The sequence below is a fragment of the Ideonella oryzae genome (assembly GCF_024055665.1).
GTDB lineage: Bacteria > Pseudomonadota > Gammaproteobacteria > Burkholderiales > Burkholderiaceae_C > Ideonella > Ideonella oryzae.
In genome coordinates, this window is the sequence record NZ_JAMXMC010000008.1 from 1 (window position 1) to 16811 (window position 16811).

A 16811-nucleotide genomic window follows, 5' to 3' on the forward strand; every position below is an offset into this window, starting at 1 on the left:
TCTCTCCCCGATCATGGTGGACAAGATCTTCGAGGTGGTGCAGACCATCCACGCGCAGGGCACGACGATGCTGCTGGTCGAGCAGAACGCCAGCCGGGCGCTGGCCCTGGCCGACCGGGGCTATGTGCTGGACTCTGGCGAGGTCAGCATGACCGGCCCGGCGCAGGAGCTGCTGAGCGACCCCAAGGTGCGCGCCGCTTATCTGGGCGAGTGAGCGGTACCCCGCGATTTTTTTCCTGCAGGCCGTGTTCCCAGCGGAGAAGCGGTGTCCGCCTGCACACCCTGGCTGCCATCCCGGCGGCTTCCCGCGTGCCTTTCTCAACCCTCGGAGAACTGAGTTCATGAAGATTCAAATGAATCTGGTCGCGGCCGCTGCGGTGGCTCTGCTGGCGGGTGCTGTGCACGCTGAAGACCTGGTGGTCAAGATTGGTCACGTCGGGCCGACCAGCGGCGGCATTGCGCACCTGGGCAAGGACAACGAGAACGGTGCGCGCATGGCCATCGACGAGTTGAACGCCAAGGGCGTGATGATCGGCGGCAAGAAGGCCAAGTTTGAACTGCTGGCCGAAGACGACGCGGCGGACCCCAAGCAAGGCACGGCGGCGGCGCAGAAGCTGGTGGACGAGAAGGTCAACGGCGTGATCGGGCACCTGAACTCGGGCACGACGATTCCGGCCTCGAAGATCTACTCGGACGCGGGCATCCCGCAGATCTCGCCGTCGGCGACCAACCCGAAGTACACCCGTCAGGGCTTCAAGACCACCTTCCGCGTGGTGGCTGACGACGTGCACCTGGGCGGCACGCTGGGCAAGTACGCGGTGACCACGCTCAAGGGCAAGACCATTGCCGTGATCGACGACCGCACGGCCTATGGCCAGGGCGTGGCCGACGAGTTCGAGAAGGGCGTGAAGGCCGCGGGCGGCAAGGTGGTCAAGCGCGAATTCACCAACGACAAGGCCACGGACTTCACCGCTATCCTGACCTCCATCAAGGGCACGAAGCCGGACCTGGTCTTCTACGGCGGCATGGACGCGGTGGCCGGCCCGATGCTGCGCCAGATGAAGCAACTGGGCCTGAGCGCCAAGTTCATGGGCGGCGACGGCATCTGCACGGGCGAGCTGCCCAAGCTGGCCGCGGGCACGATGGCCGACGACCAAGTGGTGTGCGCCGAGGCCGGTGGTATCGACGACAAGGACAAGGCCGCGGTCAAGGCGATGGAAGACTTCCGCGCCAAGTTCAAGAAGAAGTTCGGCGCGGACGTGCAGATCTACGCACCGTACGTGTACGACGCGACCAACGTGATGGTGGCGGCGATGGAGAAGGCGGGCTCGGCGGATCCGGCCAAGTACCTGCCGGTGCTGGCCAAGACCACGGGCTACAAGGGCGTGACGGGTGTGATCAGCTTCGACGAGAAGGGTGACATCAAGAATGGCGCCCTGACGCTGTACACCTACAAGGCCGGTCAGAAGACTGCCCTGGGCGTGGTGCACTGACCCACCGCCCTGCGCCAGAGACCTGGCGTCGACAGACCCTTTCCCAAGGGCCGCCTTCGGGCGGCCCTTTTTCATGGCCGAGCTTCACCTCGATCAGGGTGAATCCTTTGGCGAGGCGTTAAGCTTTTGGCCCGCTCTGTGATCTGAGAACACCAAGATGAAAACTCCATTGACTTGCCTGGCCGCGGCTGCAGCGGCTGCCCTGTGGGCTGGCAATGCCCAAGCCGAAGACCTGCTGATCAAGATCGGCACCGTCAACGCCACCAGCGGTGGCGCCGCCCACCTGGGCAAGGACAACGAGAACGGTGCCCGCCTGGCCGTGGAAGAGCTCAACGCCAAGGGGCTGACCATCGGTGGCAAGAAGGCCAAGTTCGAACTGCTGGCCGAAGACGACGCTGGTGACCCCAAGCAGGGCACGACCGCCGCGCAGAAGTTCGCCGACGACAAGGTCAATGGCGTGATCGGCCACCTGAACTCGGGCACCTCCATCCCGGCCTCGCGCATCTACGCCGGTGCTGGCATTCCGCAGATCGCGGCCAGCGTCACCAACCCCAAGTACACCCGCCAGGGCTTCAAGACCACCTTCCGCGTGGTGGCCGATGACGTGCACCTCGGGGCCACGCTGGGCAAGTATGCGGTGCAGACCCTGCATGCCCAGAGCATTGTCGTGATCGACGACCGCACCGCCTACGGCCAGGGCGTGGCCGACGAGTTCGACAAGGGCGTGAAGGCCGCGGGCGGCAAGGTGGTCAAGCGCGAATTCACCAGCGACAAGGCCACCGATCTGATGGGCATCCTGACCGCGGCCAAGGCGGCCAAGCCGGACGTGATCTTCTACGGCGGCATGGACGCCGTGGGCGGTCCGCTGGCCCGCCAGATGAAGCAACTGGGTATCCAGGCCAAGCTGATGGGCGGCGACGGCCTGTGCACCAGCGAGATGCCCAAGCTGGCCGCGGGCGCCCTGGCCGATGGCCAGCTCATCTGCGCCGAGGCCGGTGGCATCGACCCCAACGACAAGGCCGCCGTCAAGGGCATGGACGACTTCAAGGCGCGCTTCAAGAAGCGCTTCGGCACCGAGGTTCAGCTGTATTCGCCCTACACCTACGACGCCACGATGGTGATGGCCCAGGCCATGGTTAAGGCCAACTCGGCCGACCCGGCCAAGTACCTGCCCGTGCTGGCCAAGACCAGCGGCTACAAGGGCGTGACCGGCGCCATCAGCTTCGACGACAAGGGCGACATCCAGAACGGTGCCCTGACCCTGTCCACGTTCAAGGCAGGCCAGAAGGCCACGATCGGCGTGGTGCGCTGATCCCGGGCCGAAGCGCCAGAAGCGAGAAAGCCGCCCGAGGGCGGCTTTTTTTCAGCACTCCACGATGTTGACCGCCAGGCCGCCGCGGGCGGTTTCCTTGTACTTGGTCTTCATGTCGGCGCCGGTCTCGCGCATGGTCTTGATGACCTTGTCCAGACTGACATGGTGGGTGCCGTCGCCGCGCAGGGCCATGCGGGCGGCGTTGAGGGCCTTGACCGAGGCGATGGCGTTGCGCTCGATGCAGGGGATCTGCACCAGCCCGCCCACCGGGTCACAGGTCAGGCCCAGGTGATGCTCCATGCCGATCTCGGCGGCGTTCTCCACCTGCTCTGGCGTGCCGCCCAGCACGGCGGCCAGGGCACCGGCGGCCATGGAGCAGGCCACGCCCACTTCACCCTGGCAGCCCACCTCGGCGCCGCTGATGCTGGCGTTCTCCTTGTAGAGGATGCCGATGGCCGCGGCGGTGAGCAGAAAGTCCATCACCCCCTGCGTGCTCGCTCCGGGCACGAAGCGGTGGTAGTAGTGCAGCACCGCCGGCACAATGCCGGCCGCGCCGTTGGTCGGCGCGGTCACGACGCGGCCGCCCGCGGCGTTCTCCTCGTTGACGGCCAGGGCGTAGAGGTTCACCCAGTCCAGCACCTGCAGGGGGTCCTTCAGCGCCGCTTCGGGGTGTTCCGTCAGCGCGCGATAGAGTGCGGCGGCGCGGCGCTTGACCTTGAAGCCGCCGGGCAGGGTGCCTTCGGTCTGGCAGCCGCGGCGCACGCAGGCCTGCATCACCTGCCAGATGTTCTGCAGGCCGGCGTCGATCTCGGCATCGCTGCGCCAGTGGCGCTCGTTGGCGCGCATCACCTGAGCGATGCTCAGGCCCTGTGCGCGGCACTGGGCCAGCAGCTGGGCGCCGGTGGTGAAGGGCAGGGGCAGCACGGTGGCATCGGGCGCGATGACCTTCTGCCGGCTGCCGTCGGCCGCCACCTCGTCGCTGACCACGAAGCCGCCACCCACCGAGTAGTAGACGCGGCTGCACAGCTCGGCGCCCGCGGCATCGAAGGCCGTCAGCCGCATGCCGTTGGCATGGAAAGGCAGGGTCTCGCGCTTGAGGAACTGCAGGTCCTCGGCCTCGACGAAGTGCAGGGGCTGTTCGCCCAGCAGGGGCAGTTCCTGGCGGGTGCGCCAGTCCAGCAACAGGGCAGGGACCTGGTCCACGTCCACCGTGTCGGGCTCAAGCCCGGCCAGGCCCAGCAGCACGGCCTTGTCGCTGCCGTGGCCCTTGCCGGTGGCGCCCAATGAGCCGTAGAGCCCGCAGTGGATGCGTGCCACCTGCGGCAGCAGGCTCTCGCTGCGCAGGCGCAGGCCGAAGAGGCGCGCCGCGCGCATCGGCCCCACGGTGTGGGAGCTGCTGGGGCCGATGCCGACCTTGAACAGGTCGAAGACGGAGACCGCCACGGTGGCGCTGCCTCAGGCCGGGGTGTCGCCGTAGGCGCTCACCGGCAGGCAGCTGCAGAACAGGTTGCGGTCGCCGTAGACGTTGTCCACGCGGCCCACCGGCGACCAGTACTTCACCTGCTTGAGGCTGGCCACCGGGTAGGCGGCCACCTCGCGGCTGTACGGGTGCGTCCACTCGCCGCTGAGCAGGCTGGCGGCGGTGTGCGGCGCGTTGTGCAGCGGGTTGTCCTCGCGGGGCCAGACCCCGGCCTCGACCTGGCGGATCTCTTCTCGGATGGCGATCATCGCGTCGCAGAAGCGGTCCAGCTCAAACAGGGGCTCGCTTTCGGTGGGTTCCACCATCAGCGTGCCGGCCACCGGGAAGCTCAGCGTCGGGGCGTGGAAGCCATAGTCCACCAGCCGCTTGGCCACGTCCTCGGCACTCACGCCGCTGCTGTCCTTCAGCGGGCGCAGGTCCAGGATGCACTCGTGGGCCACGCCGCCGCCCTTCACGCCGGCCACGTTGCCGCTGAAGTGGATGTCGTAGTGGTCGGCCAGGCGGGCGGCCACGTAGTTGGCGTTCAGGATGGCGGTCTCGGTGGCGGCGGTCAGGCCGGCCGTACCCATCATGCGCACATACATCCAACTGATCGGCAGCACGGCAGCATTGCCGTAGGGCGCGGCGCTGACCGCACCAACGCCGCCCGCGCGTACCTGGCCCGCCGTGGCATGGCCGGGCAGGAAGGGCACCAGGTCCTCCACCACGCAGACGGGGCCGACGCCCGGGCCACCACCGCCGTGCGGGATGCAGAAGGTCTTGTGCAGGTTCAGGTGGCTCACGTCACCACCGAACTGGCCAGGGGCGGCAATGCCGACCAGGGCGTTCATGTTGGCGCCGTCCACGTAGACCCGGCCACCGTACTGATGGACCATGGCGCAGAGTTCCTTCACCTGCAGGTCGTAGACACCGTAGGTGGAGGGGTAGGTGATCATGATGCAGGCCAGGTTGGCGGCATGTTGCTCGCACTTGGCCTTCAGGTCGCCCAGGTCCACGCTGCCGTTGGCATCGCACTTGACGACGACGACCTGCAAGCCGGCCATCATCGCGCTGGCCGGGTTGGTGCCGTGGGCGCTTTCCGGGATCAGGCAGATGTTGCGATGGCCCTCGCCGCGGCTGGCGTGCCAGGCGCAGATGGCCAGCAGGCCAGAGTACTCGCCCTGCGAGCCGGCGTTGGGCTGCAGGCTGACGCCGGCGTAGCCGGTGGCCTGCTCCAGCCAGCCGCAGAGCTGGTCGTTGAGTTCGGCATAGCCGGCCAGCTGATCGGCGGGTGCGAAGGGGTGCACCTCGGCAAACTCGGGCCAGGTGATGGGGATCATCTCGCTGGTCGCGTTGAGCTTCATGGTGCAGGAACCCAGCGGGATCATGCTGCGGTCCAGCGCCAGGTCCTTGTCCGAGAGCTTGCGGATGTAGCGCAGCATCTCGGTTTCGCTGTGGTGGCTGTTGAAGACCGGGTGGGTCAGGAAGGCGCTGGTGCGGCGCAGGGCCGGCGGGATCAGGTCGCCGGTCAGGCTCAGCTCGTCCACGCTGGGCAGGGCCTGGTCTTCGGCCGCGAAGATGCGCCACAGCAGGGCCAGGTCCTCGCGGGTGGTGGTCTCGTCCAGCGTGATGCTGAGGTAGCCAGGCCAGGGGCTGCGCAGGTTGGCGCCCAGGCTGACGGCGCGGGCCATCAGGCCAGCGGTGCGCTCGCCGGTGTGCAGGCAGACGGTGTCGAAGGCGCCGGCGTCCAGGTGGTGGGTCTGGCTGAGGTCCACGCCCAACTGCTTCAGGCCGGCCACCAGGATGCCCAGGTAGCGCGCCACGCGCAGGGCGATGCGGGCGAGGCCCTGCGGGCCGTGGTAGACGGCGTACATGCTGGCCACGACGGCCGGTAGCACCTGGGCCGTGCAGATGTTGGAGGTGGCCTTCTCGCGGCGGATGTGCTGCTCGCGGGTCTGCAGGGCCAGGCGGTAGGCCGGGTTGCCGTGGCTGTCCACGCTGACACCCACCAGGCGGCCGGGCAGGCTGCGCTTGAACTCGTCGCGGCAGGCCATGTAGGCAGCGTGCGGGCCGCCAGCGCCCATGGGCATGCCGAAGCGCTGGGTGCTGCCCAGCACGATGTCGGCGCCCATCTCACCGGGGGTCTTCAGCACGGTCAGGGCCAGCAGGTCGGCGGCCAGGATGAAGGCGGCCTGCTTGCCCTTGACGGTGGCGGCGTCGGCCGACCAATCGTGCAGCCAGCCGCTGCTGGCCGGGTACTGGGCCAGGGCGGCGAAGTAGTCGTCGCCGGCCAGGGCGGCGGTCCATTCCTCGGCCGAGTTGGCCAGCTGGATCGTCAGGCCCAGCGGCTTGGCGCGGGTCTGCAGCACCTCGATGATCTGCGGATGCGTGTCACCCGAGACGATCAGGGTGTGGCCCTTGGCCTTGACGCTGCGGCGCGCCAGGGTCATGGCTTCGGCCGCGGCGGTGGCCTCGTCCAGCATGGAGGCGTTGGCGATGGCCATGCCGGTGAGGTCGGTCACCATGGTCTGGAAGTTGACCAGCGCTTCCATGCGGCCCTGCGAGATCTCGGCCTGGTAGGGCGTGTAGGCGGTGTACCAGGCGGGGTTCTCCAGGATGTTGCGCAGGATGACGCCCGGGATGAAGGTGCCGTGGTAGCCCTGGCCGATGAAGCTGCGCAGCCGCTGGTTCTTGCCGGCGATGGCCTTGAGCTCGGCCAGGGCCTGCTCCTCGGTGACCGGGGCGGGCAGGTCCATCGCCGCGGTGCGGGCGATGGCGGCCGGCACGATGGCCTCGATCAGCGCGCGGCGCGAGGCCGGGCCGATGGCCGCCAGCATGGTGGCTTCGTCGTCGGCCCCCGGCCCGATGTGGCGGGAGGCGAAGGCCGTGGCGTTCTCAAGCTCGGCCAGGGGGGCGTGGGAGGAAGTCAGCATGGTGGCAGTCTCGGCAGGAACGGGATCGGTCAGCGGATCAGAGGGTCTTGAGCAGGGCGTCGTAGGCGGTGGAATCCATCAGGCCGTCCAGCTCGGCCGGGGCGGACAGCTTGACCTTGAAGAACCAGCCGGCGCCCAGCGGGTCGCTGTTGGCCAGGGCGGGGTCATTGCGCAGGTCCTCGTTGACCTCGACGATCTCGCCCGAGACGGGCATGTACACGTCGGCCGCGGCCTTGACCGACTCGACCACGCCGGCGATCTCGCCCTTGGCGATGGTCTTGCCGACTTCGGGCAGGTCCACGAAGACCACGTCACCCAGGGCGTCCTGGGCATGCACGGTGATGCCGACGATGGCGGCGGCGGTGTCGGCGATGTTGATCCACTCGTGGTCGTGGGTGAACTTGACGGTCATGGCAGGCTCCTGCGAAGCGTTGAGGGGCGAGTTGAAGGAAAGGGACAACGGATGGCGGCTGCCTGCGACGGCACCCGCGTGGGCATCAGCCGCGGATCACCCGCGGTAATAGCGGTTGGGGGTGAAGGGCATGGTGGCCACCGTCATCGGCAGGCGCTTGCCACGCACTTCGGCAAAGACTTCGGTGCCCACTGTGGCATGGGTCATCGGCAGATAGGCCATGGCCACCGGGGTGTTGATGGTGGGGCCCAGGGTGCCGCTGGTGACGGTGCCCAGCGGCGTGCCGTCGGCGGCCACCAGCGCGGTGCCCTCACGCACCGGGGCGCGCTCCTTGCCCACCAGGCCCACGCGCTTGCGCACCGGGCCGTTGGCGAACTGGGCGTCGATCACGGTGGCACCGGGGTAGCCACCGGCCCGCGCGCCACCGGCGCGGCGCACCTTCTGGATGGCCCAGGTCAGCGCCGCTTCCACCGGGTTGGTGGTGGTGTCGATGTCGTGGCCGTACAGGCACAGGCCGGCCTCCAGGCGCAGGGTGTCGCGCGCGCCCAGGCCGGCGGGCTTCACTTCGGGTTCGGCCAGCAGGGCGCGGGCCAGGGCCTCGGCCTGGCTTTCATGCACCGAGATCTCGAAGCCGTCCTCGCCGGTGTAGCCGGAGCGGGTGACGAAGCACTCGGCGCCGGCCAGCGTGAACAGGCCGCCGGTCATGAAGGTGAGGGTGGCCACGCGCGGGTTCAGGCGCGACAGGGCGGTGACGGCCTGCGGCCCCTGCAGGGCCAGCAGGGCGCGCTCGGGCAGGGGCTGCACGGTGCAGCGGCTGCCGATGTGGGCCTGCAGGTGGGCGATGTCGGCGGCCTTGCAGCCGGCGTTGACCACCACAAACAGGTCGCCAAACGCGGCCGCAGCGTCACCGGCCGGGCGGGTGATCATCAGGTCGTCGAGCAGCGTGCCTTCGTCGTTGGTGAAGAAGGCATAGCGCTGCTTGCCGGCGGGCAGGTCGATCACGTCGACCGGCACCAGGGTTTCCAGCGCGGCGGCGGCGTCGGCGCCGATCAGGCGCAACTGGCCCATGTGAGAGACGTCGAACAGGGCGGCGGCCTCGCGGCACTGGCGGTGCTCGGCCATCAGGCCGGAGGGGTACTGCACCGGCATGGCGTAGCCGGCAAAGGGCACCATGCGGGCGCCAAGTTCGAGGTGCAGGGCGTGCAGCGGGGTCTGGAGCAGGTCGGCAGCGTCACTCATGGGCAGGAGTCTCTCGTGGGAAAGTGGGCGGGGCGTCTGGCTGAAAAGATCATCCAAGGGCCCCCGCTGTCCGCTTTACCTGAGAGATTGGCAGCGCCGCGTGTTGCGCGGGAGGCTGCTTGCCCCTTCGGTGGGCTGGTTCATGGCACTGTTGCCATCGCCAGCCTCTCTCCAGTGAGGAACGTGTCGGTGTTGCCACCGGCACGGCTGCCAGTCCTTTTGCCTGAGCGTTCGAGGGGAGACCCTCTGCGCCTTCGGCGGCCCCGGGTGGGGCTCTCTCCTGACATCTAGTCAGTGTAACCGCGCGCCGCCGGTTTTGGTCAGTTTGCGTTCATGTCCGCCGCATAGAGTCACCGGTGTACATTTTTGGAACAACCCTATAAGCCAGAGGAGACAGGCCATGAGCGGCAACCCCAGCGTTACCACGCCCGGCATCTACGACCAGCACCTGGACAAGAACCCTGCCAACTACGTGCCCTTGTCGCCCACCAGCTATGTGGAGCGCACGGCCGAAGTGTTCGGTGACCTGCCTGCCGTGATCCATGGCCAGCGTCGCTACACCTGGGCTCAGACGCGTGAGCGCAGTGCCCGTCTGGCGGCGGCCCTGAAGGCGCTGGGCGTGGGGCGCGGCACGACGGTCAGCGTGATGCTGCCCAACACGCCGGAGATGGTGGAAGCCCATTACGGCGTGCCCGCCACCGGCGCGGTGCTCAACACCCTGAATACCCGGCTGGACGCGCCGCTGCTGGCCTGGCAGATGAACCACTGCGAAACGCAGGTCTTGATCACCGACACCGAGTTCGGCCCCCTGATGTTCGAGGCCCTGCGCCGCCTGCGCGAGGACCATGGCCGCGACCCCATCGTGATCGACGTGGCCGACAGCGAATACACCGGCCGCGCCGAACGTGTGGGCACGCATGAATACGAGGCTCTGCTGGCCGCGCATGCACCGGTGGCCCAGCTGGACGGCCCGGCCGACGAATGGGACGCCATCGCGGTGAGCTACACCAGCGGCACCACCGGTGACCCCAAGGGCGTGGTCACCCACCACCGTGGCGCCTACCTGAACGCCGTTTGCAACGCCGCCACCTGGACCATGCCGCAGTTCCCGGTCTACCTGTGGACGCTGCCGATGTTCCACTGCAACGGCTGGTGCTTCCCCTGGACGATCGCGATGCTGGCGGGCACCCATGTGTGCCTGCGCAAGGTCGACGCCAAGTCCATCCTGGAGGCCATGCGCGAGCACAAGGCCGATCACTACTGCGCCGCGCCCATCGTGCACAACCTGCTGATCTCGGCCGATCCGTCGCTGCGCGACGGCATCACCCAGCGGGTGCGCGGCATGGTGGCGGGGGCTGCACCGCCGGCCGCCATGATCGAGGGCATGGCCAAGATGGGCTTCGACATCACCCACGTCTACGGCCTGACCGAGGTCTACGGCCCGGCCGCGGTGGCGGCCAAGCGGACGTCCTGGGCCAGCGAAAGCCTCTCCGAGCAGACCCGCCTGAATGGCCGCCAGGGTGTGCGCCACACCATGGAAGAGGGCATGACGGTGATGGATCCGGAGACCATGACCGAGGTGCCGGCCGACGGTGCCACCATGGGCGAGATCATGTTCCGTGGCAACGTGGCGATGAAGGGCTACCTGAAGAACCCCAGCGCCACCGACAAGGCCTTTGCCGGCGGCTGGTTCCACACCGGGGACCTGGCCGTGCTGGAGCCCGACCGCTACGTCAAGATCAAGGACCGCAGCAAGGACATCATCATCTCCGGCGGCGAGAACATCAGCTCCATCGAGGTGGAAGACGCGCTGTACCGCCACCCCGCGGTGGCGGCTGCGGCCGTGGTGGCCAAGCCCGACCCGAAGTGGGGCGAGACGCCGGTGGCTTTCGTCGAACTGGCCCTGGGCGCCCAGGTGACGGCCGAGGAGCTGATCGCCCACTGCAAGAGCCTGCTGGCGGGCTACAAGGTGCCGCGCGAGATCCGCTTCGAACCCATCCCCAAGACCTCGACCGGCAAGATCCAGAAGTTCATGCTGCGTGAGAAGGCCAAGTCCAACGCGGCCTTCGACTGACACCGGGCGCACCCGGCTTGCCAGCCGCGGCGCGCTGACCTACGCTGAACGGGGGACGCAGGGCGTCCCCCTTTTTTTCGCGGAGAGACCATGCTCACCACCGAGGATCCCCTTCTGCTGCGCAGCCAGGACGCGCGCGGCGTCGTCACGCTGACGCTGAACCGGCCGCAGGCCTTCAACGCGCTGTCCGAAGCCATGCTGGCCGCGCTGCGCACCGAGCTGGCGGCCATCGCCCGCGACGACACCGTCCGCGTGGTGGTGCTGGCCGCGGCCGGCCGGGCCTTCTGCGCCGGCCATGATCTGGTGGAGATGCGGGCCCAGCCCTCGGCCGAGTACTACCGCGCCCTGTTCAGCGAATGCGGCAAGGTGATGATGGCCCTGCAGAAGCTGCCGGTGCCGGTGGTGGCCAAGGTGCAGGGCGTGGCCACGGCCGCGGGTTGCCAGCTGGTGGCCATGTGCGATCTGGCGGTGGCCGCCTCCAGCGCGCGCTTCGCGGTCAGCGGTGTCAACCTGGGCCTGTTCTGTTCCACGCCGGCGGTGGCCCTGTCGCGCAACATCGGCCGCAAGGCGGCTTTCGAGATGCTGGTGACCGGCGAGTTCATCAGCGCCGAGCAGGCCCTGGCCAAGGGCCTCGTCAACCGCGTGGCCACGCCCGAGACGCTGGACGAGGAGGTCGAGCGGGTGGTGGCCAGCATCGTGGCCAAGCCGCGCACCGCGGTGGCCCTGGGCAAGGAGCTGTTCTACCGTCAGCTGGAGTCGGGCATCGAAGCCGCCTACACCGATGCCGCGCAGACCATGGCCTGCAACATGATGGACGAGGCTGCGCTTGAGGGCGTGCAGGCCTTCATCGACAAGCGTCCACCGGCCTGGGCCCGCAAGGACCCGGCATGAGCGGGGGCAGGGTGCGGCGCCGGCTGTTCACCGGCACCCTGCTGGGCTGGGCCATGGGCTGTGCCACCCTGAGCGCGGCGCACGCCAGCGAGTTGCCGCGCGTGATGCTGATGACCACCGAGGGCCCCATCGTCATCGTGCTGGACACCCGCCACGCGCCGCGGTCGGCGGGGGACTTTCTGCAGTACGTTCAGCGCGGCCTGTACGACCAGGGCGCTGGCTTCTACCGCGTGGTGCGGCGCGACAACGACCATGGCACGCCACCCATCGAAGTGATCCAGGGCGGCCTGTTGGACGAGAACGACCCGCGCGCGCTGCCGCCGGTGGCTCATGAAAGCACCCGTCAGACCGGGCTGCGGCACCTGGATGGCACGGTGTCCCTGGCCCGCGGCGCGCCAGGCACCGGCGGTGGCGCGGCCTTCTTCATCTGCGTGGGGCCGCAGCCGGGGCTGGATGCGGGTGCCCTGCGCAACCCCGATGGCCAGGGTTTCGCCGCGCTGGGGCAGGTGGTCTTCGGCATGGACACGGTGCGCCGCATCTACGCTGGCGCGACCGACCCGGCACAGGGCGAGGCCTATGTGCAAGGACAGATGCTCAGGCAGCCGGTGCGGCTGCTGTGGGCCCGGGAGGTGAAATGAGCCAGGCGGCTGTGGTGTTGGTGACCGGTGGCTCGCGTGGCATCGGTGCGGCGGTGGTGCGCCAACTGGCGGCCCAGGGCGTGGCGGTGATGTTCAGTTACCGGCGCGAGGCCGCGGCCGCCCAGGCCCTGGTGGCCGAGGTGCAGGCCGCTGGCGGCCTGGCCCGCGCGGTGCCGGCCGACGTGGCCGACGAGACCCAGGTGCTGGCGATGTTCGCCGCACTGGATGCCTGGTGCGCGGAACTGGGCCGTCCTTTCACCGGCCTGGTCAACAACGCGGGCGTGCTGGAGACCCAGCGCAAGTTGGTGGACATGGACACCGGGCGCTGGGAACGGGTGCTGCGCGCCAATGTCATTGGCAGCTTCCTGTGCGCCCGCGAGGCGGTGCGCCGCATGGCGCGCTCGGCCGGCGGGGCTGGTGGGGCCATCGTCAACCTGTCCTCCCGCGCGGCCAGGCTGGGCGCGGCCTTCGAGTACGTGGACTACGCCGCCTCCAAGGCCGCGGTGGATGCGATGACGCTGGGCCTCTCGCGCGAGGTGGCCGCCGAAGGCATCCGCGTCAACGCGGTGGCGCCGGGCCTGATCCGCACCGACATCCATGCCAGCGGCGGCGAACCCGGCCGGGTGGAACGGCTGTCGTCGGCCGTGCCGATGGGGCGAGGCGGTGAGCCCGAAGAGGTGGCACAGGCGGTGCTGTGGCTGCTGTCCGATGCCTCCTCGTACACCACTGGCACGGTGCTGGACGTGTCCGGCGGGCGCTGAGCCGCTGTGAGCGGTCACCCCTGGCGCCATGGGGTTGGGCCTGGCCGGATAAGCTGGCCGGAGTCTTCAACTCTGGCCGGCCTCGCCGGTTCACCACCATGACCACGTCCGCGATCTACGACATTCCCCTGCAACGCCTGAACGGCACCCCGGCCACGCTGGGCGAATACAAGGGCAAGGTGCTGCTGATCGTGAACGTGGCGTCCAAGTGCGGTCTGACCCCGCAGTACGAGGCGCTGGAAGCCCTCTACGAGGCTCAGAGCGCCAAGGGCCTGGAAGTGCTGGGTTTCCCCTGCAACGACTTCCTGGGACAGGAGCCCGGCACGGCCGAGGAGATCCAGAGCTTCTGCACCGCCAACTTCGGCGTGAAGTTCCCGATGTTCGAGAAGGTCAACATCAACAGCAGCCCGCGCCACCCGCTGTACGCCGCGCTGATCGCGGCCCAGCCCAAGGCCGACGCGGCCAATGGCACCGCCTTCCGCGAGCGCCTGGGCTCCAAGAACCTGCTGCCGGCGAACGACACCGACGTGATGTGGAACTTCGAGAAGTTCCTGGTCGGCCGTGACGGCACCGTGGTGGCCCGCTTCTCGCCGGACGTGACGCCCGATCATCCGGTCCTGAAGGCGGCCATCGAGAAGGCCCTGGGCTGATCGTTCAGGCGAACTCTTCGCCGAACATCAGCCGCCACGCATTGCGGTAGGCCACCTGCTCCTGGACCGGTTTGGGCAGCTGGGCCAGGAAGTGGCGGTGCTTGGTGTCGTAGCTGGCGATGCGGTCGAGCCGGTCGCCACCCAGGTCCAGCGCGGACAGGAAGCGCTGGGGGTGGGCGGCGATCAGATCGCGCCACTCGTCCTTGAGCCCACCCAGGGCCGTCCACACCCGCGCATGGTGCTGGCCGCTGGCCGGGTAGATGGACGAGGCGTCTCCGAAGGCCGTGTCGAAGGACAGCTGCGGAAAACGCTGGATCAGCGAGGCCACGTAGTCCGCGGTGTAGTGCGGTGCGCGCTCCTCATAGCGGATCTGGGCCAGATGGCACCACACCACCCGGGCTTTCGGGTACTGGGCCAGCATCTTCTCCAGCGGCGGGAAGTTGGCGTCCTCCAACTCATAGTGCAACTGGAAGGCCAGGCCCGTGCGACTGGCCAGGCCGAACACCGCGTGGCCGGTCGGACCGTCGATCGGCAGCTTGGCCTCGCGCTCGAACTCGCCACGCTTGACCTGCCGTGGCGAAGGGTAGTGGTGGAACTCGTATTCACCCAGCAGCAGCAACTGCCCCTGGCGGGCCGCTGCCTCCTGCGCCGCGACGAAGCCGGTGGGGTCCTCGTTCAGACAGGGGCCCTGGCCGCCATTGCCCACGGGAATGAAACGGTCCGGGTAGGCAGCGAGCAGCCGCTGGTTGAGCGGGTCGTAGCGCACGCCGCGTTCGTACTGGCCTTTGCCGATGTCGGCCGACAGCGCCATCAGGCCGGTGTGCTGGCTGTCCAGCGCCTTGGCGATGTCGTCCAGATCCAGCTTCTGCGAATGGCAGGAGCTCTCGATGTCGATGTAAGGCAGGTGACCGTCGGCGAGCAGCGCCTTGAGCCGCTTGGCATAGCCCTGGCGCAGGGCAGCCACATCCAGAGCAGGGGGGGCCGGCGACGCGGTCGAGGCGGCTGCCATGGGCTCTGCAGGCGTGGCTTCTGCGGCCGGCGCGATGGCCGGGCAGGCCGCCGCACCCATCCAGCCCAGGATGTGCCGACGCTTCAATGCACAGGGGCGGGCGTTCATCCGCCCAGCATACTGCGCCCCACGGCTTCGGCCACCTCGATGCCATCCACCCCGGCAGACATGATGCCGCCGGCGTAGCCCGCGCCTTCACCGGCCGGGTACAGGCCGCGGGTGTTGAGGCTCTGGTAGTCTTTGCCGCGGTTGACGCGCAGCGGCGAGGAGGTGCGGGTCTCCACGCCGGTCAGCACCGCGTCGCGCATCGAGAAGCCCTTGATCTGGCGCTCGAAGGCGGGCAGGGCTTCGCGGATGGCATCCAGCACGTACTCGGGCAGCACGGTGCGGCCGGGCTGGTCCAGGTGCACCAGCTGCACACCGGGCTTGTACGAGGGTTGCACGCTGCCCAGCGCGCTGCTGCGCTGGCGCTTGAGGAAGTCGCCCACCAGCGAGGCGGGGGCGATGTAGCCGCCGCCGCCCAGTTCGTAGGCGCGTGATTCCCAGAAGCGCTGGAAGGCCATGCCGTCCAGCGGGTTGACCGGGCCGCTGCCGCCCTTGTCCTGCCGGTAGTCGGCGGGGTTGATGCCCACGACGATGCCGGCATTGGCATTGCGCTCGTTGCGCGAGTACTGGCTCATGCCGTTGGTGACGACGCGCTCCACCTCGGAGGTGGCCGCCACCACCGTGCCGCCCGGGCACATGCAGAAACTGTAGACGCCGCGACCGTTGCTGGCGTGGTGCACCAGCTTGTAGTCGGCCGCGCCCAGGATGGCGTTGCCCGCGTTGGGGCCGAAGCGGGCCTGGTCGATCAGGCTCTGCGGGTGCTCGATGCGGAAGCCCACCGAGAAGGGCTTGGCCTCCATCTGCACGCCGCGGCCATGCAGCATCGTGAAGGTGTCGCGTGCGCTGTGGCCCAGGGCCAGCACCACGTGGTCGGTGCGGATCTCCTCACCGGATTCCAGCACCACGCCGCGGACCTGGCGCTCACCGTCGCGGGTCTCCACCAGCAGGTCGGTCACCTTCTGCTGGAAGCGGATCTCGCCGCCCAGCTCGATGATCTCGGCGCGGATCTTCTCGACCATGCTGACCAGGCGGAAGGTGCCGATGTGCGGCTTGGAAACGTAGAGGATCTCCTCCGGCGCACCGGCCTTGACGAACTCGGTCAGCACCTTGCGGGTGAGGTGGCGCGGGTCGCTGATCTGGCTCCAGAGCTTGCCGTCGGAGAAGGTGCCGGCGCCGCCTTCGCCGAACTGCACGTTCGACTCGGGGTTGAGCTGCTTCTGGCGCCACAGGCCCCAGGTGTCCTGGGTGCGCTCGCGCACCGCCTTGCCGCGCTCCAGCACGATGGGCCGCAGGCCCATCTGGGCCAGGATCAGGGCGCTGAAGATGCCGCAGGGCCCGAAGCCGACCACCACCGGCCGCGGCCGCTCGGTGGCATAGAAGTCGGCCGGCGCATGGCCGACGAACTGGTAGCGGGTGTCCGGGGTGGGGCGGATGTGCGGGTCATCGGCCAGGCGACGGGCCACGGCGGCCTCGTCGGCCAGCTCGCAGTCCAGGGTGTAGATCAGCACGATGGCCGCCTTCTTGCGGGCATCGTAGCCGCGGCGGAAGACGCTGAAGCCGCGCAACTCCTCGTCGCGGATGCCCAGCCGCGCCACGATGGCGGGGCGCAGGGCGTCCTCGGGATGGTCCAGCGGCAGGCGCAGTTCGGTGATGCGGAGCATGGGCTGTGGGGGCGGGCAGGGCCCCAAAAGCACAAGACCGCCTGGCAGCCAGGCTGCGGCGGTCTTGAAGAAGAGGGGTGACGAGCCTGGACTCGGCACTGGTCACAACGGTTAGGGCTGCTTGGTTCCCCACCTGACCCGGTTGGCCGTGCTTCCATGCGAGGAGGCCCGTCA

The 16811-nt window shown here is 68.8% G+C and carries 14 protein-coding genes, 1 other RNA gene and 2 riboswitches; of the genes, 8 read left to right on the forward strand and 7 right to left on the reverse strand.

The window, feature by feature from the left end:
• From M0L44_RS14225 to M0L44_RS14235, 3 genes are all read left to right on the forward strand, one after another.
• A partial coding sequence (locus tag M0L44_RS14225; RefSeq protein ID WP_494337297.1) for an ABC transporter ATP-binding protein C-terminal domain-containing protein occupies positions 1-214 on the forward strand: 214 nt, incomplete at its 5' end.
• A gap of 127 nt (positions 215-341) precedes the next feature.
• Positions 342-1493 (forward strand): branched-chain amino acid ABC transporter substrate-binding protein, encoded by a 1152-nt coding sequence (locus M0L44_RS14230; RefSeq protein WP_252770441.1) that lies wholly within the window; start codon positions 342-344, stop codon positions 1491-1493.
• A gap of 157 nt (positions 1494-1650) precedes the next feature.
• A complete protein-coding gene (locus M0L44_RS14235) occupies positions 1651-2805 on the forward strand; it encodes a branched-chain amino acid ABC transporter substrate-binding protein (protein ID WP_252770442.1) in 1155 nt (384 codons plus the stop codon).
• A 51-nt stretch (positions 2806-2856) separates the two neighbouring features.
• Here M0L44_RS14235 and M0L44_RS14240 read toward each other — a convergent pair whose 3' ends face one another.
• From M0L44_RS14240 to gcvT, 4 genes are all read right to left on the reverse strand, one after another.
• Entirely contained in the window at positions 2857-4248 is a 1392-nt protein-coding gene (locus M0L44_RS14240) for an L-serine ammonia-lyase (RefSeq protein ID WP_252770443.1), read from the reverse strand.
• 12 nt (positions 4249-4260) lie between these two features.
• Positions 4261-7197 carry an aminomethyl-transferring glycine dehydrogenase gene (gene gcvP / locus M0L44_RS14245; RefSeq protein WP_252770444.1) on the reverse strand — a complete coding sequence of 979 codons (2937 nt, stop codon included), beginning with the start codon at positions 7195-7197 and terminating at the stop codon, positions 4261-4263.
• 37 nt (positions 7198-7234) lie between these two features.
• Positions 7235-7609 carry a glycine cleavage system protein GcvH gene (gene gcvH, locus M0L44_RS14250; protein WP_022981720.1) on the reverse strand — a complete coding sequence of 125 codons (375 nt, stop codon included), beginning with the start codon at positions 7607-7609 and terminating at the stop codon, positions 7235-7237.
• A gap of 96 nt (positions 7610-7705) precedes the next feature.
• The gene (gene gcvT, locus M0L44_RS14255; protein ID WP_252770446.1) at positions 7706-8848 is read right to left on the reverse strand and encodes a glycine cleavage system aminomethyltransferase GcvT; all 1143 of its coding nucleotides are present in this window, start codon (positions 8846-8848) and stop codon (positions 7706-7708) included.
• A gap of 56 nt (positions 8849-8904) precedes the next feature.
• Positions 8905-9033: riboswitch (glycine riboswitch) on the reverse strand.
• A gap of 16 nt (positions 9034-9049) precedes the next feature.
• Positions 9050-9141, reverse strand: a riboswitch (glycine riboswitch).
• Between the two features lie 107 nt (positions 9142-9248).
• On the opposite strand from gcvT, the gene M0L44_RS14260 reads away from it, so the two are divergent.
• The 5 genes from M0L44_RS14260 to M0L44_RS14280 all read left to right on the forward strand — a co-directional run bounded on the left by M0L44_RS14260 (position 9249) and on the right by M0L44_RS14280 (position 13862).
• A complete protein-coding gene (locus tag M0L44_RS14260; protein WP_252770448.1) occupies positions 9249-10922 on the forward strand; it encodes an acyl-CoA synthetase in 1674 nt (557 codons plus the stop codon).
• Positions 10923-11012: 90 nt separating this feature from the next.
• The gene (locus M0L44_RS14265; RefSeq protein WP_252770449.1) at positions 11013-11813 is read left to right on the forward strand and encodes an enoyl-CoA hydratase; all 801 of its coding nucleotides are present in this window, start codon (positions 11013-11015) and stop codon (positions 11811-11813) included.
• A complete protein-coding gene (locus tag M0L44_RS14270; protein ID WP_252770450.1) occupies positions 11810-12451 on the forward strand; it encodes a peptidylprolyl isomerase in 642 nt (213 codons plus the stop codon). Before M0L44_RS14265 ends, M0L44_RS14270 begins: the two co-directional genes overlap by 4 nt.
• Positions 12448-13212: an SDR family oxidoreductase gene (locus tag M0L44_RS14275; protein WP_252770451.1), complete on the forward strand. Its 765-nt coding sequence runs from the start codon at positions 12448-12450 to the stop codon at positions 13210-13212. Before M0L44_RS14270 ends, M0L44_RS14275 begins: the two co-directional genes overlap by 4 nt.
• A gap of 98 nt (positions 13213-13310) precedes the next feature.
• A complete protein-coding gene (locus M0L44_RS14280) occupies positions 13311-13862 on the forward strand; it encodes a glutathione peroxidase (protein WP_252770452.1) in 552 nt (183 codons plus the stop codon).
• 4 nt (positions 13863-13866) lie between these two features.
• On the opposite strand, the gene M0L44_RS14285 is transcribed toward M0L44_RS14280, so the two are convergent.
• The 3 genes from M0L44_RS14285 to ffs form a co-directional block, all read right to left on the reverse strand.
• Complete coding sequence (locus tag M0L44_RS14285) at positions 13867-14979, reverse strand: amidohydrolase family protein (RefSeq protein WP_252770454.1); 1113 nt, start codon at positions 14977-14979, stop codon at positions 13867-13869.
• Positions 14976-16637, reverse strand: coding sequence for an NAD(P)/FAD-dependent oxidoreductase (locus tag M0L44_RS14290; RefSeq protein WP_252770456.1), 1662 nt, complete (start codon positions 16635-16637; stop codon positions 14976-14978). The genes M0L44_RS14285 and M0L44_RS14290 overlap by 4 nt, the downstream gene beginning before the upstream one ends.
• A gap of 76 nt (positions 16638-16713) precedes the next feature.
• Positions 16714-16810: signal recognition particle sRNA small type (gene ffs, locus M0L44_RS14295), an RNA gene on the reverse strand.
• Position 16811 lies beyond the last annotated feature (1 nt).